The 17,092-nt window shown below is 69.3% G+C and carries 13 protein-coding genes and 1 pseudogene; 8 read left to right on the top strand and 6 right to left on the bottom strand.

Annotated elements, in window-relative coordinates:
- Nucleotides 1–113 precede the first annotated feature (113 nt).
- The 3 genes from ACFYWI_RS08855 (at nucleotide 114) to ACFYWI_RS08845 (ending at nucleotide 7,625) form a co-directional block, all read left to right on the top strand.
- On the top strand, nucleotides 114–4,439 hold the full coding sequence (locus ACFYWI_RS08855; protein WP_389227437.1) for a HAMP domain-containing protein: 4,326 nt from the start codon (nucleotides 114–116) through the stop codon (nucleotides 4,437–4,439).
- A gap of 206 nt (nucleotides 4,440–4,645) precedes the next feature.
- Nucleotides 4,646–7,012: a SpoIIE family protein phosphatase gene (locus tag ACFYWI_RS08850; RefSeq protein WP_389228301.1), complete on the top strand. Its 2,367-nt coding sequence runs from the start codon at nucleotides 4,646–4,648 to the stop codon at nucleotides 7,010–7,012.
- Nucleotides 7,013–7,232: 220 nt separating this feature from the next.
- On the top strand, nucleotides 7,233–7,625 hold the full coding sequence (locus ACFYWI_RS08845) for a DUF2267 domain-containing protein (protein WP_389227434.1): 393 nt from the start codon (nucleotides 7,233–7,235) through the stop codon (nucleotides 7,623–7,625).
- Between the two features lie 350 nt (nucleotides 7,626–7,975).
- Here ACFYWI_RS08845 and ACFYWI_RS08840 read toward each other — a convergent pair whose 3' ends face one another.
- Nucleotides 7,976–8,398, bottom strand: a complete 423-nt coding sequence (locus tag ACFYWI_RS08840) for a DUF6003 family protein (RefSeq protein ID WP_389227431.1) — start codon at nucleotides 8,396–8,398, stop codon at nucleotides 7,976–7,978.
- 308 nt (nucleotides 8,399–8,706) lie between these two features.
- Nucleotides 8,707–8,901, bottom strand: a complete 195-nt coding sequence (locus tag ACFYWI_RS08835) for a ferredoxin (RefSeq protein ID WP_389228298.1) — start codon at nucleotides 8,899–8,901, stop codon at nucleotides 8,707–8,709.
- A gap of 617 nt (nucleotides 8,902–9,518) precedes the next feature.
- Between ACFYWI_RS08835 and ACFYWI_RS08830 the strand changes: the two genes are divergently transcribed.
- Entirely contained in the window at nucleotides 9,519–9,722 is a 204-nt protein-coding gene (locus tag ACFYWI_RS08830) for a cold-shock protein (RefSeq protein ID WP_385427059.1), read from the top strand.
- Between the two features lie 327 nt (nucleotides 9,723–10,049).
- On the opposite strand, the gene ACFYWI_RS08825 is transcribed toward ACFYWI_RS08830, so the two are convergent.
- Nucleotides 10,050–10,214: a hypothetical protein gene (locus tag ACFYWI_RS08825; protein ID WP_389227427.1), complete on the bottom strand. Its 165-nt coding sequence runs from the start codon at nucleotides 10,212–10,214 to the stop codon at nucleotides 10,050–10,052.
- 127 nt (nucleotides 10,215–10,341) lie between these two features.
- A complete protein-coding gene (locus ACFYWI_RS08820) occupies nucleotides 10,342–10,728 on the bottom strand; it encodes a VOC family protein (RefSeq protein ID WP_389227424.1) in 387 nt (128 codons plus the stop codon).
- Between the two features lie 390 nt (nucleotides 10,729–11,118).
- On the opposite strand from ACFYWI_RS08820, the gene ACFYWI_RS08815 reads away from it, so the two are divergent.
- The gene (locus tag ACFYWI_RS08815) at nucleotides 11,119–12,105 is read left to right on the top strand and encodes an NAD-dependent epimerase/dehydratase family protein (protein WP_389227421.1); all 987 of its coding nucleotides are present in this window, start codon (nucleotides 11,119–11,121) and stop codon (nucleotides 12,103–12,105) included.
- Nucleotides 12,106–12,298: 193 nt separating this feature from the next.
- On the opposite strand, the gene ACFYWI_RS08810 is transcribed toward ACFYWI_RS08815, so the two are convergent.
- Nucleotides 12,299–12,694, bottom strand: coding sequence for a cupin domain-containing protein (locus tag ACFYWI_RS08810; protein ID WP_389227418.1), 396 nt, complete (start codon nucleotides 12,692–12,694; stop codon nucleotides 12,299–12,301).
- A 52-nt stretch (nucleotides 12,695–12,746) separates the two neighbouring features.
- Here ACFYWI_RS08810 and ACFYWI_RS08805 point away from each other — a divergent pair, with 52 nt between their 5' ends.
- The 3 genes and pseudogenes from ACFYWI_RS08805 to ACFYWI_RS08795 form a co-directional block, all read left to right on the top strand.
- Nucleotides 12,747–13,739 (top strand): GlxA family transcriptional regulator, encoded by a 993-nt coding sequence (locus ACFYWI_RS08805; protein ID WP_389227415.1) that lies wholly within the window; start codon nucleotides 12,747–12,749, stop codon nucleotides 13,737–13,739.
- Nucleotides 13,740–13,969: 230 nt separating this feature from the next.
- Entirely contained in the window at nucleotides 13,970–14,263 is a 294-nt protein-coding gene (locus tag ACFYWI_RS08800; protein ID WP_389227412.1) for a hypothetical protein, read from the top strand.
- Nucleotides 14,264–14,307: 44 nt separating this feature from the next.
- Nucleotides 14,308–15,229 (top strand): annotated as a pseudogene (locus tag ACFYWI_RS08795) (hypothetical protein); the annotation flags it as partial.
- A 21-nt stretch (nucleotides 15,230–15,250) separates the two neighbouring features.
- Here the strand turns inward: ACFYWI_RS08795 and ACFYWI_RS08790 are convergent.
- Nucleotides 15,251–17,083: a hypothetical protein gene (locus ACFYWI_RS08790; RefSeq protein WP_389227409.1), complete on the bottom strand. Its 1,833-nt coding sequence runs from the start codon at nucleotides 17,081–17,083 to the stop codon at nucleotides 15,251–15,253.
- Nucleotides 17,084–17,092 lie beyond the last annotated feature (9 nt).

Genomic DNA, 17,092 nt, shown 5'->3' with positions numbered 1-17,092 from the left:
GTACGACAACGGTCGTGCCGACGTAGCGAGACGTCGAGGGGCGGCCCGGGCCAGGGCTGTGGCGGTGTCCCGTCCTCCGGCGGGGTGCCTGACGAGGTTGACGAGGAATGGTCATGGCTGAGACGACGGTCGAGAACGCACGTCCGGTACAGCGGTCACGTGCGCGCGGCGCGGGCAAGGTGGGGGAGCCGGAGCTGAGGCAGCTGCTGGCCGGGCTCACAGCGGTGCGCGACGGGGACTTCGGCACGCGTCTGCCGGACGAGGCGGACGGTCTGCTCGGCGAGATCGCCACCGTCTTCAACGGCATGGTCGACCAGCTGTCCTTGTTCACCTCCGAAGTGACCCGGGTCGCCCGCGAGGTAGGTACCGAAGGAACCCTGGGCGGCCAGGCCGAGGTCCCGGGTGTGTCAGGCACCTGGGCGGATCTGACCGACTCGGTGAACGCGATGGCCGGCAACCTCACGACGCAGGTCCGTGACATCGCGCAGGTGGCCACCGCGGTCGCGAAGGGCGACCTGTCGCAGAAGATCGACGTCGACGCGCGCGGCGAGATCCTGGAGCTGAAGAAGACCATCAACACGATGGTCGATCAGCTGTCGTCGTTCGCCGACGAGGTGACGAGGGTGGCGCGGGAGGTCGGTACCGAGGGGAATCTCGGTGGTCAGGCCGACGTCAAGGGTGTCTCGGGGACGTGGCGGGATCTGACCGACTCGGTGAACTTCATGGCGGGCAACCTCACTGCGCAGGTCCGCAACATCGCGCAGGTCACGACGGCGGTGGCGCAGGGGGATCTGTCGCAGAAGATCACGGTGACTGCGCGGGGCGAGATCCTGGAGTTGAAGGAGACCATCAACACGATGGTCGATCAGCTGTCGTCGTTCGCCGACGAGGTGACGAGGGTGGCGCGGGAGGTCGGTACCGAGGGGAATCTCGGTGGTCAGGCCGACGTCAAGGGTGTCTCGGGGACGTGGCGGGATCTGACCGACTCGGTGAACTTCATGGCGGGCAACCTCACTGCGCAGGTGCGGTCGATCGCGCAGGTGGCGACGGCGGTGGCGCAGGGGGATCTGTCGCAGAAGATCACGGTGACTGCGCGGGGCGAGATCCTGGAGTTGAAGGAGACCATCAACACGATGGTCGACCAGCTGTCCGCGTTCGCCGACGAGGTGACCCGCGTCGCACGCGAGGTCGGCACCGAGGGCAACCTCGGCGGACAGGCGACCGTGCGGGGCGCCTCGGGGACGTGGAAGGACCTCACGGACAACGTCAATGTGATGGCGTCGAACCTGACCGGGCAGGTGCGCTCCATCGCCCAGGTCGCCAACGCCGTTGCGCGAGGTGACCTTTCGCGGAAGATCACCGTCGAGGCCAAGGGTGAGGTGGCCGCGCTCGCCGAGGTCATCAACACGATGGTGGACACGCTGTCCGCGTTCGCCGACGAGGTGACCCGCGTCGCACGCGAGGTCGGCACCGAGGGCCGGCTCGGTGGTCAGGCCCGGGTACCCAACGTCGCCGGCACCTGGAAGAACCTGACCGACAACGTCAACTCCATGGCGAACAACCTGACCGGCCAGGTGCGCAACATCGCCCTGGTCACCACCGCGGTCGCCAACGGGGATCTGTCCAAGAAGATCGACGTCGACGCGCGCGGCGAGATCCTCGAGCTGAAGACGACCATCAACACCATGGTCGACCAGCTTTCGTCGTTCGCCGCCGAGGTCACCCGTGTCGCCCGAGAGGTGGGCAGCGAGGGCCGCCTCGGCGGCCAGGCCGAGGTCGAAGGCGTTTCCGGAACCTGGAAGCGTCTCACGGAGAACGTCAATGAGCTGGCCGGTAACCTCACCCGTCAGGTGCGGGCCATCGGGGAGGTCGCCAGCGCCGTCGCCGAGGGCGATCTGACGCGGTCGATCACCGTCGACGCCTCCGGTGAGGTCGCCGAACTGAAGGACAACATCAACGCGATGGTCGGCTCGCTGCGCGAGACGACCCGGGCCAACCAGGAGCAGGACTGGCTGAAGTCCAGCCTCGCCCTGATCTCCGGGCTGATGCAGGGGCATCGCGACCTGGCCGTGGTCGCCGAGCTCGTCATGGATGAACTCACCCCTCTGGTCTGTGCCCAGTACGGCGCGTTCTACCTCGCGGAGGACACCTCGGACGGCACGGAGCTCCGGCGCGTCGGCTCCTACGGCCGGCCCGCCGACAGTACCGGCCACGAGCGCTTCAGGTTCGGTGAGTCCCTGGTCGGGCAGGCGGCCCGCAGCCGCCGCACCATCGCCGCCGACGGAGTACCGGCCGACTACGTCAGCATCTCCTCCGGACTCGGCCGGACGGCACCGGGCAGTCTGATCGTGCTGCCGATCGTCGTCGACGACCAGATCCTCGGCGTCATCGAACTGGCCTCCTTCACCGCCTTCACGCCCATCCACCGAGACTTCCTCGAGCAGCTCATGGAGACGGTGGGCGTCAATGTCAACACCATCGTCGCCAACGCCCGCACCGACGAACTGCTCGGCGAATCCCAGCGGCTCGCCGGTGAACTGCAGTCGCGCTCCGAGCAGCTGCAGGTCCAGCAGGACGAACTGCAGCGCTCCAACGCGGAACTGGAGGAGAAGGCAGCCCTGCTGGCCGCCCAGAACAGCGACATCGAAGGAAAGAACCTCGAGATCGAGCAGGCGCGGCAGGAACTGGAGGACCGTGCCCAGCAGCTCTCCCTTGCATCCAAGTACAAGTCCGAGTTCCTGGCCAACATGAGCCATGAGCTGCGCACCCCGCTCAACAGCCTGCTCATCCTCGCCCAGTTGCTGGCCCAGAACCCGACCCGCAATCTCACCGCCAAGCAGGTCGAGTACGCGGGCATCATCCACTCGGCCGGCTCCGATCTGCTCCAGCTGATCAACGACATCCTCGACCTGTCGAAGGTCGAGGCGGGCAAGATGGACATCAACCCCGAGCGCGTCGCACTCCGGCAGCTCCTCGACTATGTCGAGGCCACGTTCCGGCCCTTGACCACCCAGAAGAGCCTCGACTTCACCATCACCACCGCACCCGGCGTCCCGGCCGACCTGCTCACCGACGACTCCCGGCTGCGGCAGGTCATCAGGAACCTGATCTCCAACGCCGTCAAGTTCACCGAACGCGGGAGCGTGGAGCTGCGCATCGAGCCCGCCGCCGACGCCGAACTGCCGACCCCCGTGCACCGCGGCGGCGCCGTCGTCGCCTTCCGCGTCAAGGACACCGGCATCGGTATCGCCGAGCAGCAGCTCGACGCCATCTTCGGTGCTTTCCAGCAGGCTGACGGCACCACCAGCCGGAAGTACGGCGGCACCGGACTGGGCCTGTCCATCAGCCGTGAGATCGCGCACCTGCTCGGGGGCGCCCTCACCGCCGAGAGCACACCCGGCCAGGGCAGTACCTTCACGCTGTACCTTCCCGTCGCCCGCGCCGACTTCCGGGACCAGATCACCAGGGCACCGGACCTCCCTTCCGCCGATGCGGTCTCGCACGCTGAAGAGCCGTCCGACAGCCGCCGGCAGGCTGCCGCGGACGCCGAGTCGCGCAAGCGCCGACTGCTCGTGATCGAGGAGCGCCCGCACGGGCTGCTGTCCCTCGTCGCGGAGAGCGCGGTGGCCGGGCTGGCCGGGGGCCACGACCTCGGCGACCGCGACGACATCGAGCTGGTCGCCGCGGTCGGCCCGCAGGAAGCCGCCGAAGCCCTTGCCGCTGCGCCGTTCCACTGCGTGGTCCTCGAACTCGACATGGCCAACAGCGAGGCCCTGCACTTCCTCGAGGCGATGGACGGCGACGCCGCTCTGCGGACCGTCCCCGTACTGGCGCACAACAACCGCCGCCTCGACGCGGCGCACGAGCGGACGCTGGAGTCACGTGCCCGGAAGCGGCCGCTGGAGCTCCTGTCCAGCCTGGACGAACTGCGCGAACGGATCGCGCTGCACCTGTCGGCCGACCAGCCCGGCGACGTCGTGCCGCTGCTGCGTGGCGAGGGAACGCGATCGCAGACTCCCCGGGCGGTGGACGACTCCCTGCACGGCCGCACCGTCCTCGTCGTCGACGACGACGCCCGGAACCTGTACGCCCTCAGCGGCATCCTGGAACTCCACGGCGTCCAGGTCCTGCACGCGGAGAACGGCCGCAAGGGAATCGAGGCTCTCGCCGAACACCCGGACATCGCCCTGATCCTGATGGACGTGATGATGCCCGAGATGGATGGCTACGCCGCGACAGCGGAGATTCGCCGGATGCCCGCACACGGCCACCTGCCCATCATCACGGTCACCGCGAAGGCCATGCCCGGAGACCGGGAGAAGAGCCTCGCCGCCGGCGCCAGCGACTACGTCACCAAGCCTGTGGACGCCGACGACCTCATCGCCTGCGTCCGCCGCTGGCTGAACCCGCTGTCCAGCGACGCGACGGTGGTGTCATGACCTCCCTCGAGAACGCCGGCGCGGAGGCCGGGGCTCTCACGCCCAGGTCCGACCAGCACCAGTACCACCGGTCCACCGAGGCGATCCCCCCGGCCTTGGACATGGACCCCCAGAAGGCGGTCACGCCCTCAGAGGCCGACAACAGCCGAGCGGTGGACAGCCCGAGGCAGCGCCCGAGCCCTGAGTTGCCCCACGCTGCACTCGCCATGCAGGCACCTGCCCAGGGTTCGCAGCAGACGTCCAGCGTGGGCCGCCTGGCGGCCACGGTCGAAAGGCTCCGCGCAGAAGTACGGGCGGCACACGCCGCCGCCGACGGCCGGGCACTGGTGGAAGTCGCCAAGGGCATCATGATCGAGCGGCTCGGGTGCGGTCCGGCTCAGGCGGCGCGGCAGCTTGCCGAACTCGCCGATCAGGCCGGCCTGTCACCTATGGAGTTCGCGGCGGACATCATCAACCAGGCCGCGCACGACCAGGTCGCCGAGGCAGCAGGCGAGTTCGTCCGGCAGGCCAACGGCGACCCGCAGGCGGGGGAGGACGAGGGAGTATCCGTCTCCGTCCGTCTGCGCACTGCGGAAAGCGCCGCGCTGGCTGCCGACGACACCCAGGCCGTCGCCGAATCTCTCCTCGAACACGCGCTTGCTCCGCTCGGGGCGACGGCCGTAGCCGTCTGGACGGCCGGCTCCGACGCCTCTCTCACCCTGCGCGGCCACGCCGGGTTCAGCACCGACGAGGCAGGACGCTGGCGGTACGTGCCGCCCGGTGTGGCGACCGTTGCCCGGCAGGCGCTCAGCGAGCGCCGCACCATCCGGATCCCGTCCCTGGCCGAGGCGCGCGTCCCCTCCATCGGGCAGAAGCAGTCCCCCGACGGTGGCCGGGTCGCCCTGCCCGCCGGGACCGGCGGCCGTATCCACGGCGTGCTGGAGATCTGCTGGCCTGAGCCGCTCAAGCCGCAGGCACCGGCGATCGCCCGCCAGATCGATGCCCTGGCCGAGCTGTGCGCGCACACCCTCGAAAGCCTCCCCGCCGCCGGCACGGAGCTCCCGGCCGGGCGGGAGCCGGCCGACGTGTCCGAACTGGTGGACCTGGCGGACGGGCTGTACGACCCCGCGCTGGTGCTCACCCCGCACCTGGACCCGGAAGGCCATCTCGCCGACTTCCGTGTCCGGCACGTCAACAGACGCTTCCTGGACCCGGCGGGGCGCCCCCGCAACGCGGTGAGCGGGGCCCTGCTGCTGGAGGCCTACCCCATGGCCGCCGGCGACAGTGAGCTCTTCGAGAAGATCGAACGTGTCTACGCCACCGGCGAGCCCTTCCGCGCCGAACGGATGACGTTGACCGCCCTCGTCGACCAGGTGCCGCTCGCGTCCGTCGCCGACCTCAGCATCAGCCGGCATGGCGGCAGCCTGCTGCTCATCTGGCGTATAGAGGACGAGACGGCCCGGCTGGCAAGCCTGCTCCAGCACGCGCAGCGCCTCGGCCGTATCGGAGGCTTCGAGGAGAACCTCGTCACCGGCGAGATCACCTGGAACGGGCAGCTCTTCGGCCTCTACGGGCGTGCGGTGACCGACAACCCGGTGTCGCTGCAGGATCTCGCCGATCACGCACATCCGGACGACGGTGTCGCCATCAGCCGTTTCCTCCAGGCGGTGCTCCACCACCGGCGGCCGACGTCGACGGCCTTCCGCCTCCAGCGTCCCGACGGCGTGACCCGCCACATCCGGGTCATCGCCGAACCCGTCCTCGACGCCGACGACCGGCTCCTTGCCGTACGCGGGGCCTACCAGGACATCTCGTCCCAGCACTGGACCGAGGTGGCCCTTGCTGCCACCCGCGACCAACTCGCGCACACGGAACAGGAGTCGGCCGAACGCAACCGCCTGGCCCTGCAGCTCCAGCACGCCATCATGCCGCCGACCCGAGACCCTCTGGACGCGCCCGGCCTGCAGGTCGCCGTGCACTACCGGCCCGCGGAGACGGAGTCACTGGTGGGCGGAGACTGGTACGACGCCGTCGTCCTGCCGTCCAAGCGCATACTGCTCTGCGTCGGGGACGTCGCCGGCCACGGCATCGAAGCGGCGACAGGCATGGTGGTCCTGCGCAACGCCATGCGCGGTCTTGCCGTCACCGGCGCAGGCCCCGGCCAGCTGCTGTCCTGGCTGAACATCGTGGCCCACCACCTCACCGAACAGGTCACCGCCACCGCCGTGTGCGGACTCTACGACCCCCAGACCCGCATTCTGCGCTGGGCACGGGCCGGCCATCTGCCGCCGGTCCTGGTTCGCGGACGGAAGGCCGACACACTGCCGCTGCTCGGCGGGATGCTGCTCGGCGCCCTCGCGGAGGCCCAGTACCAGGAAGACGAGGTCCAACTCGAGCCGGACGACACGCTGCTGATGTACACCGACGGCCTCGTCGAACGCCGAGACACCGCCGTACACGACTCCCTCACCCAACTGCTCGCCACAGCGCAGGCCCCTGCCGCCTCGCTCGAGCGCCGCCTCGACCGCTTGCTCACGCACAGCAAGTCGGACACCGACGACGACACCTGCCTCATCGGTGTCCAGGTGTCGTGATCTTCGGCTGCAGCGGCTGGCTCCGGCCTGCCCACCCTCGGCGGTGAGGGCGCCTGGGCCGGACAGGCAGCGTTCTCCTCGCGGCCAGTGCGCCATTCGGCGGGTCGCAGACAATCGCAGGATTGTCACCTCGACTGCCGGGTAACAGGAGGGTCACACTGCGTAGCGTTCGGATGATCTGGTGTGATCGCGGTGGTGGCGGCTGAGGGAAGGAACGGCTATGAACGCGTCTGTGGAAGTGCTGCTTGACCGGGTCCAGGAGCGCGGAGGCTACGCCGCGCGGAAGGAGGCGGCAGGAGCGGTGCAGAGTGTGCTGGAGGTGTTGGGCGCACATCTGGTGGGTGATGACCGCACGGATCTCGCCGCACTGCTGCCCCGGCAATGCGGTCCACTGCTCATCGACGCCGTGCCGGCCAGTGAACCCCTGACGCCTTCGGGATTCGTCGAAGCGGTGGCCGCACGCGACGACGTCGGTGTGGTGGAAGCCCGCCGTGCCGTCACCGCGGTACTTGCCACGGTCGGGGAGGTGGCCGACGACGCGCTGCTGCGCCGCATCCTCACGCAGCTGCCGCCGGGGCACGCCGGCTTGTTCGGCCGTTTGGATCCGGCGTGAATGCCGACGGGTGCGTGCCGTTCTTCCGCCGGCGGTAGGACGCGTGGCCGGCAGGCCGCCTCTACCTGGCCGGACGGGTACGCGGGTCCCGCGTCATTCGGCCCGACGGCGCCGACGGTCCGGCGCGACCACCGTGCGGTCTGCCGATGTCCGCCGCACGGGCAACGCTGATGACCGGCCCTGACGTCGCCCTCCCTCGTCACGTCGCCGTTCGGGCCGGCCGGCAGATGCCGCGGCGAGGTGGACGGCGGAGAACAATCGCTGGCATCGGTTGTGCACCAAGCCACCGAACTTCTGCGCGGCGGCGAAGAGCCCATCACGTTCGCGATGTTCGGGTGACGCCGCAGCGGTCACACCGTCAGGTGGCCGATGTCCTGTGGGGCGAGGCCGGTCAGCTGGGCGATGCGCGGCGCGGGAATGCCCGCGGTCAGGGCCCGGTGCACGAGAGCCTCCCAATCCTGGGTCGTGTCCCGGAATTCCAGAAGTTCCGTCTCCATGTCCGTGATGGACTGGGGCGCGCACTCCTGCTGTACCCGTAGCGCTTCCTCCTCGCTCAACGGAACAGGCAGGCGCTCGGCGCCCTCGGGGATGAACGCCTCTGCTTCGGCGGGGAGGATCCTGACATGTTCCGAGGAGGCGGAGACGTCGTGGGCCTGCAGCCAACCGTGCACGGCAGGTGCTTCCGAGCACTCCAGAGCGCCGACGGCAGCCAGGGCCGCCCCCAGCCGAGGATGCCGGTCGGGAAGGAGGAACAGGTAAGCGTCATCGGCCATCGTGCGGAATCGCTTTCTCGATCGGACATCAGCGGCGCACCGATGCCAGAGCCCGGAAGTGGAAGCTTGATCTGCTCCGGCTCGTCACAGCTCACCGGGAGACCAGCGACCTGGACAGCAGCACCCTCATGGGTGCGCCTGCCCGGAAAGGAGCCGGACAGGCACACACGATGCAATTCCCTGGAGCCGCCGGGCCCGGCATGGTGCGATGCAATGGCCCCTCCCCAACGGGCCTGCGGTTCCGGCCCGCTTCCCACAGGCCGTTGACCGGCCACAAACCATCGCGAGGACAGGGGACAGCTCGACGGTCAGGCCTCGGAGACTTCGATGGCCTGCACCGGGCAAGCCCTGGCCGCCTCCTTCACCAGCGGATCTCCTGCTCCGTCTTCCCGCCCAGGCAGTACCATCCCGAACCCGTCGTCGTCCTGCGTGAACACGGAAGGGACCGTCAAGACGCACTGCCCGCTTCCGATGCAGGCGTCGCTGTTGATACCGACCTTGATAGAAGACACGGATCCATCCCTCCAAAACGCTGAGCACACGTGGTCATACGCACGCGACATGATCGCGGGAACCGATGCCATCGCACGCCAAACCCGCCGGGCACCACCCGGTCGAGCACCCACTCGGACGCGCCCAGGCGCCGCCGCCCGGGCGCGCTTGTGGGTGTGAGGGGCGCCGAGGGTGGCAGCGCTGCGGCCACGGCGTGCGTGAGCGTCCGGCTCATGGCGGCCTGCGGGGCTGGCTGCAGCTCGGCGCGACGGTGGTTGCGCTGGACGTCGTGCAGGGCAGCGCGGAGGCGGCCGACCTGAGGCAAGTTCGTGGCGCCTGCGGATCACCCGTTCTGGACTGCGGGCCGTCCGTTGCGCGTCCTGACGCTGTGCCGCGGCTCCCGGGGCGGCGTCCGGCCGTCTGTGTCCCCGTGTCCTGATGACGTCTCATTGATCGTTGCTCTCTGGTGGCGGGCAGTTTCGCCGTGTAGCGTCTCTGTCAGATGTCGTGGTTCGCAGTACCTGCCCGCGCTCCGGCGCGGGCGTTTTGCGTTGCAGTGCCTGAGAACCAGGGCGATCACCTCCGGATCCGCGCGGTGCGGATCCGATATCGACTGAGAGGCACCGGCATGGCCAGCGGAACCGTCAAGTGGTTCAACTCGGAAAAGGGCTTCGGCTTCATCGCACAAGACGGCGGTGGCCCGGACGTCTTCGCGCACTACTCCAACATCAACTCCACTGGCTTCCGTGAGCTCCAGGAAGGTCAGGCCGTCACCTTCGACATCACCCAGGGCCAGAAGGGCCCGCAGGCGGAGAACATCACCCCTGCCTGATCGGGGCACCGGGCACGACCCGGCCCCACAGGTCTCGAGTTCAGTGATCGTCGCACCCCAGTTCAGGGGATGTGACGGGCTGCGAGATTCGAGAAGCCCGGCACAAGAAGGGGCGTAGCCGTCTGAGGCATGAGTGGGAGGCGTACTTCCATCTCATGCAGCAGGGCTCCGGCAATTGAGTGGCCGGCCTTGTCGACGGGATCAACCGCGGACGGCAGGACGGTGGCGCAACGGCCACCCTTCGCCCTGTCGCAGCCAGCAGTCGGTGCCTCGCATCTGCATGGAGGAACCGACTGCTGGCCCCCCACTACCCGCGCGAGGACGACATCATCCACATGGCCGACCGGGATGGATCGTCGCCTTCGGCGCGACTCCGGGCCGCCAGTCGCCGTAATCCCGGCGGGCGGCGGAGCCGTACGGGTCGCGGGCTACGCGGCGCGCATCCATCGCGTAGTCGTCCAGGGTGCCGGTGACCGGACGGAGGAGGTCCATGAGCCCGCTCGGCTGCGACAGCCTCTCCTCCGGCTGATAGGCACTTGCCGAACGCCCATCGGCTGCGTTCACCCGGGCACGTACGGGCCCGGCGGCCTGGCCACCAGGTCTTCGGGACGTGACGGTCTCAGGGGCGGTAGCGCAGTGGATGGTGTTCCGGCACCTCGACCAAGGCGATCCGTACCCCGTCCGGGTCGGCGATCCACATCTCGATGAGCCCCCATGGTTCCTCCTGCGGTGGACGCAGCACATCAACTCCCCTGTCGCGCAACTCCTCATGGGCGGCCTGGGCATCAGCCACTTGCAGCCACATCTGCAGGGTGGGTGACGGCGGGCCGTCGGCGCGGCCGGAGATCTCGAGGAAGCCGCCGCCGAGGAAGTACACCGTGCCGCGCTCGGGGCCGGTGCCGAACTCGCGGGCGATAGCAAGCCCGAGGGCACTGCCGTAGAAGTCGCGCGACCGCTGAGGGTCGGTGGGGTGCAGCAAGATCCTGCTGCCCAGTACATGCACCATGCAGGGAGCGTACGGTGAGGCACGGGTGTGCGGGGCCGTCGACACCGCCGGCCGGTTCCGGATCGACCGCGCACGACCCGCCACCGCCATGGACGGCATACGCTCGTGTACTCCTCCCCAGGCAGGGGCCCTTCGGTCGTGCTGCCGCTTTCGGTCCGACGGGCGGTGGGGCCGTCCACGTTGCGCATGACCTGGCCGATGGTGGTCAGCGGCCGCCACAGCGTCTGGCCGGCGGCCCTCGAGATCTCCGATCGGGATCGTGCCGGGCGTGTCCCGCAGTCCTCCGCGTGCGCAGCGGGGCCGTGGGCCGCGGCGATCAATTGACGACATCGGGTCCGCTGTCAGCGAACCCGCCTGGGTGCTCGGTGTTCGCGGTGCTTGGGTGTAGGGATGGAGATCTTGGTTCTGGGCGGAACAGCATGGGTGGGCCGGGAGCTTTCGCGGCAGGCGATTGGGCGCGGCCATCGGGTGACGTGCCTCGCTCGCGGCGACAGCGGAGAAGTCGCGGACGGAGCGACGCTGGTGGCCGCCGACCGGCGTGATCCTTCGGCGTACGAAGCACTGCTCGACCGCGAATGGGATGCGGTCATCGAGGTGTCATGGCAGCCAGGCTTCGTTCGTGAGGCGCTCGACACACTGAGCGGCAGGGTCGGGCACTGGACTTATGTCTCCTCCGTCAGCGCCTACGCCTCCCATGCCACGCCGGCGGCGGACGAGTCGGCGGCCCTCCATTCTCCGACCGACCGAAGCGAGGTCGACCGCTCGTTGTACGGAGAGGCGAAGGTCGCCTGCGAGCAGGCGTCGACAGCCGCCGTGGGCGACCGCCTCCTCATCGCACGCCCGGGTCTCATCGGCGGCCCGGGCGATCACAGCGGACGTTCCGGCTACTGGGTCGCCCGTGCCGCACGCGACCCACAAGGGCCGATGCTGGTTCCCGATGCACCGGCCATGCCGACACAGGCAGTCGACGTGCGGGACCTCACCGCCTGGCTGCTCGACGCAGCTGAGAGGGGGAGCATCGGCACATACGACGCCGTCGGTCCGGTCGTTCCCTTCAAAGAGTGGATCGAGCTGTCCCGCGCTATTGGCGGGCACACCGGTCCGGTGGTCACCGCCGACTCGGCATGGCTGCTCGCGAACGGCGTCGCCGAGTACATGGGGTCCGAGTCGCTGCCGATGTGGCTGGTCGAGACGGACTGGACAGGTTGGTCGGCCCGGAGCGGGTCTGCGGCGCTCGCCGCGGGGCTCCGTCATCGGCCCCGGGCGGAGCTGCTGGCCGACACGCTGCTCTGGGAACGCGAGCAGGGTCTGGACCGGGCACGACGTGCCGGCCTCAGCGCCCAGCGCGAGCGCGAGTTGCTCGATGTTCTCGGCTGACGGCTTTGGTCTCCTGTTGACCCGGCGGCACGCGTGCAGACAGCTGCCTTTGGCTCGCAGGCTCGTGACGGCGGCGCAGGAGACCAGGGCATTGAGGACCAGCTCGGGCGCGTAGGTCTGGTCCTCCATTGAGCCGAACCGCCCCGGTCACGGGCCGGCGCCGTTGGAATGGTGCACCCGAAGCCTTGTCGGCTCAGGTGTTGAGTGCGTGACCTGTCGTTGCGTCCACGTGGTCCGGGATCTCGTCGTGGCGATCGCCCACGGTCGGTGTCCCGGCGGGCTCGAACATAAGGATCGCGGCGCCGGACGGAGCGTACGGCTTGTGCTCCGTGCCTCGGGGGACGGTGAAGACCGCACCCTGTGGGAGCAGGACCGTGCGTTCCCCCGTGGTCTCGCGCAAGGAGATGTGCAGTTCTCCGTCGATTACGAAGAAGAACTCGTCGGTGTTGTCGTGGACGTGCCAGATGTGTTCGCCCTCGACCTTGGCCACGCGGACGTCGTAGTCGTTGACCCGCGTGACGATGCGGGGGCTCCAGAGGGTGTCGAAGGAGGCCAGTGCTTTGCTGAGAGGGATTGGTTCGTTGCTCATGGGCTCATCCTTCGCTGTTTGGCATGGTCAGCGTGAGTGCTAGGAATTGCACATGGCGAAAGAATCCTCGCACGCAGTTCACGCCGCGGGTGTACACCGGGTCGTCGTGATCGTGGACGAGAACTCGAACCCCTTCGAGCTCGGCTGCGCGACCGAGGTCTTCGGTCTACGCAGACCGGAGATCGGTCGTGATCTCTACGACTTCAGGCTCTGCTCCCCCGAGCCCAACACCCTGATGCGGGACGGGTTCTTCACGCTGACGGGAATCGGCGATTTGGAAGCGGCCGACGCGGCGGACACCTTGATCGTCCCCAACCGCCCCGACGTCGAGGTGCCCCGCCGCCCAGCCGTCCTCGATGCCATCCGACGCGCGCACGCGCGCGGTGCGCGCCTGGTCGGCTTCTGCAGCGGGGCCTTCACACTGGCTGAGGCCGGCGTCCTCGACGGGCGCCGGGCGACCGCGCACTGGCAGTGGGCGGACGCCTTCCGGGCCCGCTTCCCGTCCGTCCAGCTCGAATCGGACGTGCTGTTCGTGGATGACGGTGACATTCTCACCGCCGCGGGGAGCGCGGCTGCGCTCGACCTTGGGCTGCATGTGGTCCGCCGCGACCACGGTGCGGAGGTCGCCAACACGGTGAGTCGGCGCCTGGTCTTCGCGGCACACCGGGACGGTGGGCAGCGGCAGTTCGTGGAGCGCCCCATGCCCGACCTGCCGGACGAGTCCCTGGCTCCGGTCCTGGCCTGGGCCCAAGAACGGCTGGACTCACCGCTCACGGTGTCCGACCTTGCGGCGCGTGCGGCGGTCAGTCCGGCAACGCTGCATCGTCGCTTCCAGGCGCAACTGGGCACGACGCCATTGACATGGCTGACGGGGGAACGACTTGCCCTGGCTTGCCGGTTGATCGAGCGAGGTGAGTCCCGCTTCGAGACGGTCGCGCGGATCAGCGGGCTTGGCACCGCTGCCAATTTGCGCGCGCTGATGCGTCGCGAGACTGGCATCACTCCGTCAGCGTACAAGCGTCGGTTCGGGCCTGAGGTGAGTTGACGGCGAGGCAATGTCTTCCGGCACAACACCGCAATGTGCCCCGGCGTCCGCTGTCGCCAGGGCCGGAGACGCTGGTGCGACAGCGGGGGAGGGGCAGGTCCCGCTACCAGCTCGCCGACCGACCGCCAACGCCGGCAAACCCTCAAGGCACCGCCATCCAGCGCCCGTCCTCGTTCCCGACGCGGCACCCGGCGCCGGGCAGACACGACCACGCTGCGTACCCTCGTCAAATGGACGGTTATGAGGGCACAGCCCTTCTGGAGTGGTGGGCCAACCGCTCGGTCTGCCTGGCGCGCATCCCTGTCCGGATCAACCCCACGGCCGTCGGTGGTACCTGGGACGCCGTTGCCTCGCCGCCCCTCGACCGCGACGCGAGCGAGGACGTACAACTCCTCATCGAGGCCAGCCCGTACTTCACCCTCCGGTTCGGAGACGACTCCGCCACCGAGGTCGAAGTGGTGCGTTCTGGAGCCACTGATCATCTTCGGCTGACCGCCGGCGCGGTCCTCGATCCGAGCGAGTGACCAAGCCACACGTCAAATGATCGCCCGGACAGGTCCCAGAGCGCGAACGCCGCGGCGCACGGGACCCGCTTCTCTTCAACATCGCCGCCGACTACGTCGTCAACGGCTGGCTGCGGCAGATGGACATCGGCGACATGCCCGAAGGTGTGCTGTACGACGCCGCGCTGAAGGACCTGTCCGTCGAGGAGGTCTACGACCGCATTGCCGTCGCTCTGCGGCGGGAGCGCCGACTGGCCACCCTCCGGGGCAAGGGGGTGGGGGACATCCTCGGTGAGCCGCTGCGCCCGCCCGGCGCACCGGGCGACCTCGACGAGTTCTACCGCCGCGCGTTGCTCAATGGCCATCAGCTGCACACCGACCACGACCGCGGGCTGCTGCCGGCCGGCCTGGTCGAGGAAATCCGCGGCCCTCGCCCACCCACCCGTGCCGTGGGACGCTCAACTGGCACGTTGGTTCGACGAGTTCGTACCCCGGCCCGAGCCGGTGCGCAGCTACGCCCGTCCCGCCCGCCGCCAGGCGTCCACCCCGGACATTCCCCGCGCGGGACGGTACTTCCCGCCCGAGGAGATCGCCCGGTGCACTTTCGGTGTCGTCCTGGACACCTCGGGCTCGATGGACCGGCGACTGCTCGGCAAGGCGCTCGGCGCCATCGCCTCGTACGCAGAGGCCCGCGACGTCCCGGCCGCCCGCGTCGTCTTCTGCGACGCCGCTCCGTACGACGTCGGATATCTGCCGCCCACCGAGATCGCGGGCCGGGTGCGTGTGCGGGGCCGGGGCGGCACCGAACTCCAGCCCGGCATCGACCTGTTGCACGGTGCCGAGGACTTCCCTCGCTCCGCCCCCGTCCTGATCACCACGGACGGCTACTGCGACACGCTGCGCGTCCGCCGGGACCATGCCTATCTCGTTCCACGGGGAGCCGGCCTGCCGTTCGCCCCGCGAGGCCCTGTCTTCCGCCTGCATTGATCGACCTGTCCGGTGAACATCTCAATTGCGGCGGAGCACGCGGTTGGCGGAGGTCGCGGCGACGGTTGCCAGGAGCCAGCCCGCGCAGATCAGCAGGACGGCGAGCCACTGGAGCGGGCCGTCCGCCGCGTAGAAGCGGTCCTGGCCGAGATCGGTGAGGGGGATGAGCAGGTCAAGGGTGTAAAGAGGCGCGTTGAACGCGGGGTACGGTCCGTCGCCGACCGGGCTCGGGTGGTGCACCGAGAACACAGCGGCACCGAGGGTCAGGAGCAGAACGAGCAGCCAGACGGCACGGCGGGGCAGGTATCCGTAGCCGATCACCAGGTCCTGGAGCAGCCCCCACAGCCGGTGCGGCAGCGGCAGAGTGGCACGTAGCCGCCGCTGCTTGGTGAGCAGTACCCTCCGGGCGTCTGCGTCGCGACCGATACGGTGGTACTGGGCTGCGAGTTGCTCGTACGGCTGGGGGACGAAGCCCGCAGGGTCCCGCATGAGCCAGGGCAGCCGCTCGGCGATGTCGGCGTTGCCGGGCAGTGCGTCGTACTGCAGGCCGTCGAGTACGAGGACGGGCGACCACGTGGCGGGGTCGTCGCGCAGGACGCCGAACCTGGCGAAGCTCAGGTCGACGCAGCCGACTGGTGCCTCGTGCAGTCGTAAGGACAGTTCGGGGGCGCCGGCGCGTCGAAGGATCAAGGCGTCCTCACCCTCGGAGGTGAGGATCGCCGCCCCGGTGAAGGAGATCCGGCTCCCTACGGCAGCGCTGCTGAGCCAGACAGTGCCGCGTGCGATGAAACCGCCCGAGCAGTCGATCCGGGCGCCGACCACCAGGTTGCGTGCCCGGATCGCTATGCCCTCGTGTCCGGTGAGGTCGGCGCCGTCCAGCTGCAGAGAACCGCCGATCCTCGCCCCGGACAACTCCAGTGCGCCCACCGCGACGAAGCCGTCACGGGCATGCAGATCCCCGCCGACCTGGACGCGGAACGCCTTGACCGCCGGACCGTGGCGATTGATCGCACGAGCGCCGTCCAGGTTCACCGTTCCCCGGATCTGGGTGTCGCGCAGGTCGATGCAGCCGCTCACGCGTACACCTTCGCCCGCCTGGAGGTTGCCGTCGACGGTAGCGCACACCAGCCCCAGCGCGGTCTGGCCGCGGCCGGTGCCGTGGCCGGTGAGTGTCGCGTCCTCGATATGGAGCGAGCCGCCGATGGAGGCTCGGTAGAGGTTGATCGGCCCCTCGTTGACGAAGCCTCGATCGAGGTGGAGGCTGCCGCCGACGACGAGTTCGGGGGCGCGCAAACGCGCTTCCGGGCCGAGCAGCCGCGCGCCGCGGAAGCTCAGATACTCCTGGACGCTCGCACTGTTGAAGTGGACGGCGCCGCCGCAGCGCAGCCCGTTGGCGGACATCCCCTGCTCCACACTCAGGGACTCGGCGTCCATAGCCGGACGTCCAGGCAGGGCCTCGAGCCGGGAGCCGTCAAGGCTCAGCCACGCACCTGCCCTGAAGGCGCGCAGGTCGAGTGTGCCGGCCACCGTGCAGTCGACGATCTTCGCCTCCCGAGCGGTCGCTGCGCCGGTGGCCACGAGCCCTGGCACATCACAGCCGACGAATTCCACAGCGTCCAAGCGGGCACCGCGCAGGACCAGTGGGCCCTCGAAACTGCACCGATGCATCCGTACAGGAACGCCGATGGTGGCATCGGCCAGATCCAGCGCCCCGGTGATCCGGGCACCCCGCAGGTGCAGCCTTGCCGACTGACCGTCCTCCGGTGCGGGGGCGCTGAGCAGCAGCGACCGCACGGCGTCGGCCCCGACCTCGCCCGCATCGCACCACCCACCGCGACGGTACTGCCGCCACATGTGCTCTTC

The organism is Streptomyces sp. NPDC002889, from assembly GCF_042888425.1.
Taxonomy (GTDB): domain Bacteria; phylum Actinomycetota; class Actinomycetes; order Streptomycetales; family Streptomycetaceae; genus Streptomyces.
This window is presented reverse-complemented; position numbering and strand designations above follow the sequence as displayed.